Below are 13,340 nucleotides of genomic sequence, written 5' to 3'. Positions count from 1 at the left end.
CCGCCGAACCAAAAAACGCATCAAAAAAGAGCCCCACACAACTCAAAGTGTCCTCTATAGACAACTCCAAAACTCCTACTAAAACAGTATTTTATTAGAATGCGCCTTAAATTTTTCTACAATTGGCGTAGAGGAATTATGAGCGAAGATATTTTGCAAAAAATCGTGCGGATGCGCCGCGAAGACATCGATAGACTTGGACTGAATTTCAACATTGATATTCCCAAGGCGCGTCGCGTTGGTCATACTGAATTTCTGGGTAATGCAGGAGCCATCCTTGAGGTCAAGAGGGCTTCGCCATCCAAGGGAGACATCGCGCCGGACTTGAATCCGGTGGAACTCGCCACGACTTACGCCGAAGCACACGCTCAAGCCGTTTCCGTGCTGACCGAAATGAACTTTTTCAAGGGCTCGCTCCGTGACTTGATTGCCGTAGCGGACTTGATGGAACGCCGCCGTCAGCAAGGCTTGCACACTTGCGCTGTTCTCCGCAAAGATTTCCTTTTATTCGAAGACGAAATTGACATCGCTTATCGCTGCGGGGCCGATGCCGTATTACTCATCGCCCGCATCCTCGACGACGAACAGCTCGTCAAAATGGCCGAACGTGCACAGAAGTTCGGAATCCAGGCTTTTGTCGAAGTCCGCGAAGCTGACGATTTCCGCAAGCTATCCGTTGTGACAGCCGCTCTCGGTGATGCAGCCGCCAAGACGATCGTCGCAGGCGTCAATTCACGCGACCTCGCCACATTCCACACAGACCCGCTGATTCCCGCAAGCGTCCGCAGCAAGCTCCCCGCCAAAGCCGTTTTTGAATCGGGCATTCTGAGCGCCGCCGATGCGACATACGCCCGCAATCTCGGATTCACGGGAATTCTCGTCGGTGAAGCCGTCGCCAAGAATCCGCCGCTCGCCAAAGACGTGGTCAGCGCATTCGAAAGCGGATGCGAAAACGCCCGTGGACAGTTCTGGAAGAAATTCGCCGAACGCAAGTTTGCCAACAATGAGACTCGCGCAGCCTCATCACAAGATGCGCGCCCACAAGATGCGCGCCGCCCGCTCGTGAAAATCTGCGGCATCACACGTGAAGAAGACGGTCTCCTCGCCGCCGAACTCGGCGCCGACATGCTCGGTTTCGTGTTCAGCACCACCAAGAGACTCACCACCGAAGAATTCGTAACGTCATTCTCGACCAAGCTCCGCGCAGCTCGCAATGACGGATCTCCGCTTCTCGTTGGCGTGATTACCGACCCGAATTCCGTCGAAGGCAAAACCGCCATAAAGCTCGCCCAAGAAGGCGTGCTCGATGCCGTACAGTTCCACGGCGTTGATCCGCACAATTCCGACGCACTCGCGGAATCTTGCAGCGCAGCCCTCCCCTACTACTGCGCTGCACGCGTAGGCGCCCCCGAAGACTTCGATTACATTGCCAACCTCCGCAAGAACGGCGAACCCCGCATTTTGCTGGACGCCAAGGTCGAAGGCATCCCCGGCGGCACCGGCAAGACCATCCCCGAATCGCTCCTCCGCGAAAAAGCAAACGGAGCCCCGCTCTGGCTCGCCGGCGGCATCAATCCTGAAAATGTCGCCACAATCTGCGAAAAGTTCCACCCCGAACTCATCGACGTATCTAGCGGCATCGAAGACGCCCCCGGCATCAAGAATCACGACAAGATGAAAGCGCTGTTTGCGGAATTCACCGCAAAATAACTTTCAAGAAATCGCAATTACAAGTAAAGCCTATCCTACAAGATAGGCTTTTTACTTGTTTCTATTTCTATTTCAAAATCTTTCATCCATGAATTTGACATAGTTCTAGGACTAAAATGAGCCTACTTAGAATTAGTCGAAATGCCTAAAGAGGCTCGGATTTTAGCCATTGAAGCCCCCTTCTTTTGCATTCGTTCAACAAGGTTTAAAGCCTTTTCAACAGCTTTATCCTCGATTTGCTTGACGAAATCAGGGTTATCCTCTACAAATGCCAACTGTTGTGCATATCTGTCCCATTTCAAGTGCATAATATACCTGTACCTTTTGAGTTCTTTTTTATTAAATCTAGCTAGTTCGGCAAACGGAAGCAAGCCCTCGAACTTTTCCGTTTTCAGAGCAGGAGGAAGCTCCTTCAAGCGGTCCAAATAGCGAAAAATGAACAGCCACTTGGCGACCTCCGAATCACTTTTGCGAATCATCCTCGTAACCTTCGGAAGCTCGATAATCGTGAAATTGGCACTGTCAATTAGCCGTTCGGCGGTTACATAATCGAGAATTCCGGCACGGTGAAGTGGCCGATTATCATCGAACACCCGAAATCGGGCAAAAGAAATCACATAGACAGGCTTGACATCGTAATCCCAATCGGGACCGGGTTCACCCTGTTGCACAATCATCTGACTTGAATAAAACACCAAACGCTTCAAAAAATTCGTTTCCCGCTGAATCTGCACCTCTATTTCAATAAGATTATCCCGCTCATCGCGACAATGCAAATCAAGGATTGAAGATTTGGAAACCTTGCTACCAGAATCATTGAGTTCCGGCTGGAGCGACGCCACATCCATGATTTTTTGCGGGATCTGCCCTTCGAGCATATCATTCAGCAAGTTCAGCAAATTGCGTTTTCCGCGATGCGTATCCGGAGAAAACGTTTTCTTAAAAGTCTTGTCGTACAAGAGACTTGCGTAAGGTCCAAATTCACCTTCTTTGACAAAATATTTTGAGAGATTGCCTTCTTCGGCATTATACGAGGCAACATCTTCGTGAAGTTTATTCGACTTCGGAGAATCAGCAATCCAAACTAGCGGTTTATCTCCATGGTAAAAACGCCCGAGTCCAAGCTTTTCAAGAATCGGGTCTGCACATTTTTTATTTTGAACGTCCATTTGATCCCCTATTTACGTGTTGGAGCAATTTGCACACGCCCCTATCTTATTAACACGCGTTTTTCAAAAAATCATCCACCATTTTTTTCGTAAAATTTTTCATGCACAAGATAGGCATTTTCTATACCCGCCCATTTTCTTATTAAATTTTTACAAAAAAGTTATCGTAACCTATTGACAATCAACGACTTACATTATATATTGATATACGTAAAGGTGAAATCGGTAATCCACTCAGACCGCTTGCGGGAGGGGTTCCCGTAAAACGGAACGGATTCACTGGTTTCATCAAGTGTTTGATAAAATGGCTTCCGGAATGTGCCGGAAGCCTATTTTTTGCATCTTCATTTTGCAGCGCCTCTGCAACCGCAAAAAAAAATAAAAATTTACAAAATCCCGCAAAAAGCGAAAAAAGCTATTTTCTGCGGCATGAACAAACAAACTCTTTTCAACAACATCATATCCATCTGTCTCTCGGGCGCTCTTTTCTGCGCTTGCGGCGACAGCACTTCTTCCGACTCAAACAACGAAGGAGAAGAATTCAAAAACACCGTCAACGCCTTGGACTGGGGTTCCGACACCACATTCGTCATCGGGCACAAGACTCCTGATGTCGATGCCGTCACTTCGGCTATGAGTTACGCTGCACTCATGCGAGCTTTGGGGCACAACACCGTCGCCAAAATCGTAAGTCCAATCAATCGCGAAACGGCTTACATCGCCGAGAAATTCGGATTCAAAATTCCTGAACAGATGTCGTCTGTAAAAGCCGGTACGCGTCTCATCCTCACCGACCACGCCGAATCCGCGCAGTCCGTCGAAGGAGTCAAAGAGGCTAAGATTCTCCAGATTATCGACCACCACATTCCTGGCGACCTTGACGAAAAAGTCACCTCCGACACTTACGTGAACCGTCAAATTATCGGTTCCGCCTGCACCATCATTTGGGATCTCTACAAAAAGGCCGACGTCAAAATCGATAACGACATGGCCAAGATTCTTTTGGCGGGCATCCTTTCTGACACGCGCAACTTGACCAAAGTCGCATCCTCGGCTTTAGATTCGTCTGCATGGAAAAGCCTCATCGAACAGCTCAAGCTTTCCCCCGATAGCGTCGCCAAGCTCTCCCGCGAAATGGACGATGCGTCGCACGATTACTACGGCATGACGGACAAAGAAATTTTCCTCTCCGACTACAAGGATTACGAAATTGAAGGCGTCAAAATTGGAATCGCAAGCAACGACTGGTATGTCGATTCGACCAAGAAGGATTTCTTTAAACGTCTCGCCGCCGTGATGCCCGAAATTGCCAAAGAAAAGAAGCGCGACATTCTCTTTGCCAAGGTTGACGGACACGACCCGAATCCGGATTCGGAGACCGCGGCCGAAACACCGTTCATCGAATCGGGCTCCTACACCATCATCTACGCTACAGGCGATTACGAAGCCACCGCTAAAAAAATCGCCGAAAGTGCATTCGGAGAACTTTTCAGCGAAGGCGTTTACTTCTCCGCCGAAAAAATCAGCCGCAAGTCGCTGATGGTCCCAAAAATCACGGAATACCTCGAAGGCAAGGAAAAATAAAACCACCCCTTGCCTCAAAAATTCAACACTATAGCATAAGGGCTTCCGGGATTTGCCGGAAGCCTAATTTTTTACCGTTTGTATTTCAATTATCTGATAATAGGCTTTTCCCATTTAAACACTGGATAACCATCATTAATGTCGTCATCATCGGCAACATAAATATTGTCAAAAGCAAGGCCATTCATGGTACTAATAAATTCATCACTTTGCATAAAATATTGTTCTTTTTCCAAAGCTCCATTAGCAATCAGCTTACGGTCGTCTTGGATTAGATAAAATGAATTCACAGAAGTATTATACGTATTGGAATTCGTAGTATTCGAAATTCCTGCAGCCCGTTGGTTATTCGGAGCGATCAGGAAACCCACATTATAACAAACCTTAATTGTTGAAGCCGAGTTATTGTTAAAGCCTGCGATTCCAGCTGTGCGATTAGATTGAGTTACAATCATTCCAGAATTATAGGCGTAATACAACCATCCATAGTTTTTGTAACCAACAATACCACCAGCAAAATCAGAGCCTTTGACATAAGACTTTCGATTGAATACCTGTTGAATCTCAGCATAGTTCATTCGGCCAACAATACCGCCAACATATTTGTCTCCAACAATGTAGGAATTTTCAATGCCAAGGAACATTACATGTCCACTATCGCTTTTAGTCGTAGCGCCAAGAGTTCCAATAAAACCAGCTCGTTCATAAGCAGGCTTATTTACATAAATGCCAGAAACAATATAACCATTTCCGTCAAAAGTTCCTTTATACATAATTTTATCCGTTCCGCCACCAATCGGCGTCCATTCATTCAAAGAACTTTGAGGCAAAATCAAATTTCCTTTTTCATCCACCATATTATCAGGGTTAAGGCGGATATGCTGCATCAACTTGGCATTAAGTCTTTCTTCGCCCTTATTCGTCACCTGGTCAGCAAAATACGCCAATTCCTCAGCGGTATAGATAAGCATGAATGACTTTCCATCAATAAATTCTGTTGATGGCTTAGTCATCTTGCCTGTCCAAACATCAGAAACATTTGTATAAGCTTTAGTGCTGCTTGACGATTTTACCGAACTACTCGATAATTTTGCAGAACTACTGGATTTTGCCATACTGCTGGACGATTTCACGCTGCTTGAGCTTTTTGCTTTTTTCTCTGGAGCCCAGGTATATTTACCATCAACATAAGAACATGTGTAATAGTCCACTTCTTCAGAAACAAAAATACGCTCGCTAATGTTTGAATTTTTACAAGCTCCAAGTTCAAACATTGATTCAACGCTCGTTCTTTTTTCGCTAGAACTACTTTTAATTTTGCTGGAGCTACTTTCCTTTCCGCTCACCTGCGGAGCAAGCGGCGAAGCGCTGTCATCACCACACGCAGAAAGAAGGGACATTCCTACGAGGGCAAATACGCCAACAAGGCTAGTCCATTTAACTTGTTTACTTTTCATTTTTTCTCCATTGGTAAAAAATCCAACAATGGAGCCCACCTCATCCCGTAAAAACGTTTTCGATCCGCACAAAAAAAGCGTGGAATCGTCCGCGCCATCGTAGTTGAGGTAACGACCAAGTAAACCTTAAGCAAAATAAACGCAAACGACCCACACCATAGGGTGTGAGTGTCTGCCCTTTTTCTCTTGCTTAGAAAGTTTTGGTCGTTTTTCAACTACAAGAATAAGAGCGAACTCTAAATTATGTCAATGTAAATATAAGTAAATAGTGAAATTTTCCAAAGCCCCTTTTTTATATCGAGAAAAAATCGAAAAAATTTTCCCATTCCCTTGCCAAATTAAATTTCCATTCCTACATTTATAGTATGAAGATGAACGCAGTAATCCGTTTCAACCGTTGGTGGTGGGGCTCTACGAAATAGAGTCCGGTTTGCTGATTTCATCAAGTGTTTGTAAAAGGCTTTCGGGACTCTCCGGAAGCCGATTTTTTTTGGTTTCTGGACTCGCAGCGCCTCAGCAGGCATAGAGACTTTAACCCTTAACTAGATCCTTCGACTTCGGGCTCCGCCCATCGCTCAGGATGACAGAACAACAATGACCTCAACAACTTCTAACAACGGTTTCTTTGACAAGTTCGGCGGCAAGTACGTTGCCGAAATCATCCGCCGCCCGCTCGACGACCTCGAAGCGGCATTCAACAAGTACATCCACGATCCGGAATTTCTCGAAGAACTCCGCATCATCCAGCGTGACTACATCGGTCGTGAAACGCCGCTGTACTTCGCTCCGACCGCAACGGAACTGTTGGGCGGCGCTCAGATTTACATCAAGCTGGAAGGCCTCGCCAACACAGGCGCCCACAAAATCAACAACGCCATCGGTCAGTGCTTGCTCGCTAAGAAGATGGGCAAAACCCGCATCATCGCCGAAACAGGCGCCGGTCAGCACGGGCTCGCCACTGCCGCCGCTTGCGCAAAGCTCGGCCTCGAATGCGTCGTGTACATGGGCGAAGTCGACGTCCGCCGTCAGCAGCCGAACGTGGCCACCATGGAAATGTACGGTGCAAAGGTTGTGCCGGTCACGAGCGGTAGCCGCACGCTCAAGGATGCCGTGAACGAGGCGATGCGCGACTGGGCCACGAATTTCAAGAACACTCATTACGTGCTTGGTTCCGCTCTCGGCCCAGCCCCGTTCCCGGATATCGTTCGCACGTTCCAGTCGATTATCGGTGAAGAAGTCAAGCGCCAGGCCGCAGAACGCAACATCGACATTGCCGCGGTTGTCGCCTGCGTGGGTGGCGGTAGCAACTCCATTGGCGTGTTCACGCCGTTCATCAACGACGCAAACGTGCGTTTGATTGGTGCAGAAGCCGGTGGCATAGGCCCGAACGTTGGCGAAAACGCAGCCCGCATGACGGGTAACGCAAGCCGCGAAGGCATCGTGCAGGGTTACAAGAGCCGCTTCCTCATTGACGAAGACGGTCAATCCATGCCGACGCGCTCCATTTCGGCAGGTCTCGACTATATGGGCATTGGCCCGCAGCTCGCCGCTCTCGGTGAATCTGGCCGCGTGGAATTCACGGCAATTCTCGACAAGGAAGCTCTCGAAGCGGTGAAGTTCTTTGCCCGTAACGAAGGCATTCTCTTTGCGCTTGAAAGTGCGCACGCCGGTGCCGCCGCTATGAAGATTGCGAAGGAACTCCCGAAAGACAAGGCTCTCGTCATCAATATGAGTGGCCGCGGTGACAAGGACATCTTTATCACAAGCCCGGTGTTCCGCCCCGAAAAGTGGAAGGAATTCCTAAAGGCAGAACTCAAGCGCCTCGACAATAACGAAGACATCCACGACGCGGAAATAATGAACAAATAAAAGGAGATGCCCGTCTTCGCGGGCATGACAAAACGGGATTATAACTATGAACTTAATGTCTCATCTCATTGCCGGGTTTCCGGACGCAGAAACTTCTATCGCCATCGCCGATGCCCTTGTGAAGGGTGGCGCCAACATCCTTGAAATTCAGCTTGCCTTCAGCGACCCGAGCGCCGACGGTCCAGCCATCCAGACAGCCTCCACCATCGCTCTTGAAAAAGGCTATTCCACTAAGCAGGGCCTCGCCATCGTGAAGCAGATTCACGAACGCCACCCCGAGACGCCGATTTACATCATGACTTACGGCTCGCTCGCCTTTACTCCGGGCGTCGAAAACTTTGTCAAGATGTGCAAGAACGCAGGTGTTTCTGCTTGCATCATTCCGGACCTTCCGTTTGACCATGACGAAGGCCTCACCGAAGCTTGCAAGAAGCACGGTCTCGAAAACATCCCGGTCGCCGCTCCGAGCATGACCAAGGAACGTCTCGAAACGATGGCTTCCGCGGGCTTCAAGTACATCTACGCCGCACTCCGCGCAGGTACTACCGGAAGCGAAACGACGATTGACCAAGCAACGCTTGACTTTATCGACACGGTCGGTAAGCACGGCGCGAAGGTTCTCGGCGGTTTCGGTATCCGCAATGGCGAACAGTCCAAGGTGCTTTCGAAGCATGTGTACGCCGTAGTCGCGGGTTCCGTATTCGTGAACATTGTGCTCGCAAACGCAGACACCGCCGAAGGCCGCGCAAAAGCCATCGATGAAATCGAAGCAAAAGCCAAGGAAATCGCCGGGAAGTAAAGCCCGGATTTAATACGAGAAAGGCGACCCCGGAATTAATCCGGGGTGACAACGCAAAAAGAGGTCGGACAATCCGGCCTCTTTTGCATAATTCATTTTTATAGCAACCATTTTAAAAACTTATTCATAATCATTACATTTCTTGTTCGCATATTACATTTGCTAGCCCGCCTTTACAACTTTCGAGAAATTGCGTAGAAGTCGCGTTAACATATCCCCAAATACGCTTAAATTTTCCCTTTTCCCTGTTTTTAAAATTTCTATCTTTTCGCTCGAAAAATTCATGAGGTAACTATGCTTTTTAATTTCGACATGATCCAGGCCACATACGCTCGCATTCCTGCACGCGTCGCTGTTGCCCGCAAGCAGCTTGGCCGCCCGCTCACTCTCGCCGAGAAGATTCTCTACAGCCACCTGATCGATGGCGCAGAAAACAGAACCTACAAGCGCGGCGCTGATTTTGCCGAATTCCACCCGGACCGCGTTGCCATGCAAGACGCAACCGCCCAGATGGCCCTCCTCCAGTTCACGACTGCAGGCAAGTCCCGCGTGGCTGTGCCGAGTTCCGTGCACTGCGACCACTTGATTATCGCTCGCGAAGGTGTCGAAAAGGACCTCCCCCGCGCCAAGGAAGAAAGCAAGGAAGTGTACGACTTCTTGCAGTCCGTCTCTGCCAAGTACGGCATTGACTGCTGGCTCCCGGGTGCAGGCATCATCCACCAGGTGGTGCTTGAAAACTATGCCTTCCCGGGCGGAATGATGATTGGTACCGACTCCCACACCGTGAACGCTGGCGGTCTCGGCATGCTCGCGATTGGCGTGGGCGGTGCAGACGCTGTTGACGCTATGGTCGGTCTCCCGTGGGAACTCAAGTACCCGAAGATGATCGGCGTGAAGCTCACCGGCAAGCTCCAGGGCTTTGCTACCGCCAAGGACATCATCCTCAAGCTCGCTGGCATCCTCACCGTGAAGGGTGGCACCAACGCCATTATCGAATACTTCGGCGAAGGCGCACGCAGCCTCTCCGCTACCGGCAAGGCAACAATTGCCAACATGGGTGCCGAAGTGGGCGCTACCTGCTCCACCTTCAGCTACGACGATTCCATGAGCCGTTACCTCCGCGCAACAGGCCGTGCCGACGTCGCTGACGCCGCCGACAAGATTGCCGCTGACCTCAAGGCCGACCCGGAAGTCGAAGCAGAACCGGAAAAGTACTTCGACCGCGTTGTGGAAATCGACCTCAACACGCTCATCCCGCATTACAACGGCCCGTTCAGCCCGGACCGCGCATTCGCCGTGACCGACATGGCAGAATCCCTCAAGGCCACCGAAACGAAGCCGGAATCTACGCCGGTCGTGAGCGCCGCCCTCATCGGTTCTTGCACGAACTCCAGCTACGAAGACCTCTACATGGCCGCTAACATGATCAAGCAGGCTCTCGCGAAGGGTCTTACCCCGAAGTGCCCGCTTCTCATCAACCCGGGTTCCGAACAAGTTCGCTACACCGCCGAACGCGACGGCCTCATCGACTTGTTCAAGCAGTTCGGTGCAACGATCATGACAAACGCTTGCGGTCCTTGCATTGGCCGCTGGGACCGTGCCGGTGCCGACAAGAAGGAACTCAACACGATCGTCCACAGCTTTAACCGCAACTTTGCAAAGCGCGCCGATGGCAACCCGAACACACACGCCTTCGTTGCCTCCCCGCTCATGGCCGTGATCGCCGCCCTCTCTGGCGACATCCGCTTCAACCCGATGACCGACACCCTCGTGAATAACGAAGGCAAGGCCGTGAAGCTCGATCCGCCGGAACAGTGCGAACTCCCGCCGAAGGGCTTCGAAGTCAAGGACGCCGGCTACCAGGCTCCGGCTGCTGACGGTTCCAAGATTACCGTTTCCATCAACCCCGAAAGCAAGCGCCTCCAGGCCCTCGCACCGTTCGCCGCTTGGGACGGCAAGGACATCGCCGGTGCCCCGCTCCTCATCAAGGCCAAGGGCAAGTGCACCACCGACCATATCTCCATGGCCGGTCCGTGGCTCAACTACCGCGGTCACTTGGAAAACATTTCGAACAACATGCTCATCGGCGCCGTGAACGCCTTCAATGGCGAAACGAACAAGGTTCTCTGCCAGTGCGGTGAATACAAGGAAGTCCCGGAACTCGCCAAGATTTACAAGGCCAAGGGCACGGGCTCCATCGTCATCGGTGACGAAAACTACGGCGAAGGCTCCAGCCGCGAACATGCCGCTATGGAACCGCGCTTCCTCGGCGTGAAGGCCGTGATCGTGAAGAGCTTCGCCCGCATCCACGAAACGAACCTCAAGAAGCAGGGCATGCTCGCCCTCACCTTCAAGAACGCCGCCGACTACGACAAGATCCAGGAACAGGACGTGTTCGACATCGTTGGCCTCACCAAGTTCGCTCCGGGTTCCGAGTTCACGCTCGTCGCCCACCACAAGGATGGCTCCGTCGATAACATCGCCTTAAGCCACACTTACAACGAACAGCAGTGGGCTTGGTTCAAGGCAGGCTCCGCCCTCAACTTGATCCGCGCCAACAACAAGTAATGTCGTCATCCAGTAAAATTAGCGCAGACTCCTCGGAGCCTGCGTTTTTTATTCCCCCTCGCGTAACATTTTTCAAAGTTGCCATTTTTCGAGGAATAACTAAATTTAACACGATATTCACTGAGTTTCGGCTCAAATTTTAGGAAAAGAACATGGCAAATAATCGTGAAAGCTGGGGTTCCAAACTCGGGGTCATCCTCGCAGTCGCTGGTTCCGCAGTCGGTCTTGGCAATTTTCTTCGATTCCCTGTGCAGGCGGCTACCAATGGCGGCGGCGCATTCATCATCCCCTACCTCATTGCGTTTGTGTTCCTCGGGATTCCGCTCGCCTGGATTGAATGGACACTCGGCCGTTACGCAGGCTACCACAATTACGGCACCTCCCCGAGTACCTACCACGTGATTTTCCAAAAGAAAAAGAAGTGGGCAAAGTACCTGGGCTCGCTCGGACTCCTCCCGCCGATTTTCATCATTTTCTACTACGGATTTATCCAGTCCTGGATTTTGGCGTTCGCATTCTACTCGGCAACAGGCACGTTGATGGACGTTGTCGCGCAGGGTCCGGAAAAGATGACGGAATTCTTCGGCAACTACATCATGCTCAAGACTTGCGTCGGCGGCATCCCGGTCGCCATCATCTTCTTCCTCATTACATTTATCGCGAACATGGTTGTGCTTTCGTTCGGTGTGCGCAAGGGCATTGAACGCGCCAACAAGATTTGCATGCCGATCCTCTTGATTTTGGGCCTTGTGCTTGTGGTCCGCGTGCTCACGCTCCCGGGCATCGGCAAGGGACTTGCCTTCATGTGGAACCCGGATTTCTCGGAACTCGCAAGCCCGAAGGTCTGGATGGCCGCTGCAGGCCAGGTGTTCTTCACGATGAGCCTCGGCATGGCAATTATTTTCTGCTACGCCAGCTACCTCAAGCCGAAAGAAGACCTCGTGCTTTCTTCGCTCACGGCAAGCGCAACGAACGGCTTCGCCGAGGTGATTATTGGTGGTACGGTCGTGATCCCGATGGCAGTGCTCATCGCAGGTGCAAACATCGAAGAATGTGCCAAGCTCGGCACGTTCGGTCTTGGATTCCAGACGATGCCTTACGTTTTCGGAACGCTCCCGTTCGGTGGCGTGCTTCAGACAGTTTGGTTCACCATGCTCTTCTTTGCAGGCATCACGAGCGCCATTTCCATCATCCAGCCGCTCATCAGCTTCTGCGAAGACGACCTCAAGTTTACGCGTAAAAAGTCCGTCACGACGGTCAGCACGATTACCTTTATCGGTAGCCTCACCGCTATTTTCGGCCTCGCCGCAGGCACCGTCGATGAACTCGACTTCTGGGGCGGTACGTACCTTATCGTGTTTGTGGGCATGATCCAGGCGGTTCTCTTTAGCCTCGTGCTCGGGCGCCGCAACGCCAAGAAAGCCCAGGAAAATGGCGACCTCCCAGCCGAAGTGGTTGTGGAACCGGGCGAAAATGAAGCTTTTGCCACCATGAACGATGGTTCGCTTCTCAAGCTCCCGCGTTTCCTCCGCCCGATTATCCTTTACGTCTGCCCGATTTACCTGATTGTGCTTTTGGTTTCGTTCACACTCACGGACGGTCTCCCGTTCATCACGCTTAGCAACGTAGATCCGAACGCAACGGTCACATTCCTCGGACACACGTTCCCGCAAATCGGATTCACGTGGGCATTCCGCGGATTCTTGCTCGTGCTTTTCTTGCTTTTGAACCTCGCCATCGCCTATGCCTGGCGCAAGGGTGGTCCCGCAGAAAAGGGCCGCAGCAAGAGCATCAAGAAGATGGAAATCGGTAACTCTGACGAAAACATGGAGGGCTAAAAAATGGACGCTGAATTCACTACAGGCGGACTCGTTTTCATGGTTTGCGCTTGGGGCGCCATCATCGGTCTCTGCGCTTTCTGCTTCTACAAAGTGTTTAAGAAGTAAAACTTTACTGGATTGGGCTGAAGCCCCAACTCTTTGGCTCGGTTATAAAAATGAGTAAACTCATTTTTGCAACGCTCGCCTTCTGAGTTGTCTTCGGCTCTGTCATGCCCGCCTCCGAGCGGGCATCTCTTTTTTATACCCCCACTAATCATTACTATATTTACCCCAACTTTATAATAACTTTTTATACTAAACAACCTATATGAAACGTACTACTTGCCCTGGCGAAGTTCCCTAT

The 13,340-nt window shown here is 50.7% G+C and carries 8 protein-coding genes; 6 read left to right on the top strand and 2 right to left on the bottom strand.

The genetic code is table 11. From position 1 onward, the window contains the following. Positions 1-138 precede the first annotated feature (138 nt). A complete protein-coding gene (locus tag B7991_RS02900) occupies positions 139-1,710 on the top strand; it encodes a bifunctional indole-3-glycerol phosphate synthase/phosphoribosylanthranilate isomerase (protein WP_088629517.1) in 1,572 nt (523 codons plus the stop codon). A gap of 122 nt (positions 1,711-1,832) precedes the next feature. Here B7991_RS02900 and B7991_RS02895 read toward each other — a convergent pair whose 3' ends face one another. Continuing rightward, positions 1,833-2,879, bottom strand: a complete 1,047-nt coding sequence (locus tag B7991_RS02895) for an Rpn family recombination-promoting nuclease/putative transposase (protein ID WP_088629516.1) — start codon at positions 2,877-2,879, stop codon at positions 1,833-1,835. 429 nt (positions 2,880-3,308) lie between these two features. Here B7991_RS02895 and B7991_RS02890 point away from each other — a divergent pair, with 429 nt between their 5' ends. Then, the gene (locus tag B7991_RS02890) at positions 3,309-4,463 is read left to right on the top strand and encodes a DHH family phosphoesterase (protein WP_235002799.1); all 1,155 of its coding nucleotides are present in this window, start codon (positions 3,309-3,311) and stop codon (positions 4,461-4,463) included. An 89-nt stretch (positions 4,464-4,552) separates the two neighbouring features. On the opposite strand, the gene B7991_RS15065 is transcribed toward B7991_RS02890, so the two are convergent. Beyond that, a complete protein-coding gene (locus B7991_RS15065; RefSeq protein ID WP_235002800.1) occupies positions 4,553-5,920 on the bottom strand; it encodes a hypothetical protein in 1,368 nt (455 codons plus the stop codon). Between the two features lie 594 nt (positions 5,921-6,514). On the opposite strand from B7991_RS15065, the gene trpB reads away from it, so the two are divergent. The 4 genes from trpB to B7991_RS02865 all read left to right on the top strand — a co-directional run bounded on the left by trpB (position 6,515) and on the right by B7991_RS02865 (position 12,994). Next, complete coding sequence (gene trpB, locus B7991_RS02880; protein WP_088629515.1) at positions 6,515-7,789, top strand: tryptophan synthase subunit beta; 1,275 nt, start codon at positions 6,515-6,517, stop codon at positions 7,787-7,789. Between the two features lie 46 nt (positions 7,790-7,835). After that, positions 7,836-8,588: a tryptophan synthase subunit alpha gene (gene trpA / locus B7991_RS02875; protein WP_088629514.1), complete on the top strand. Its 753-nt coding sequence runs from the start codon at positions 7,836-7,838 to the stop codon at positions 8,586-8,588. A 294-nt stretch (positions 8,589-8,882) separates the two neighbouring features. Continuing rightward, entirely contained in the window at positions 8,883-11,156 is a 2,274-nt protein-coding gene (locus B7991_RS02870; protein ID WP_088629513.1) for an aconitate hydratase, read from the top strand. Between the two features lie 152 nt (positions 11,157-11,308). Beyond that, positions 11,309-12,994 (top strand): sodium-dependent transporter, encoded by a 1,686-nt coding sequence (locus tag B7991_RS02865; RefSeq protein ID WP_088629512.1) that lies wholly within the window; start codon positions 11,309-11,311, stop codon positions 12,992-12,994. The last annotated feature ends 346 nt before the right edge of the window (positions 12,995-13,340 follow it).

It is taken from the genome of Fibrobacter sp. UWB3 (assembly GCF_002210405.1).
In the GTDB taxonomy this organism is placed as follows: domain Bacteria; phylum Fibrobacterota; class Fibrobacteria; order Fibrobacterales; family Fibrobacteraceae; genus Fibrobacter.
Note: the sequence above shows the minus strand (reverse complement) of the source record. Positions and strands in the feature narration are given on the sequence as shown.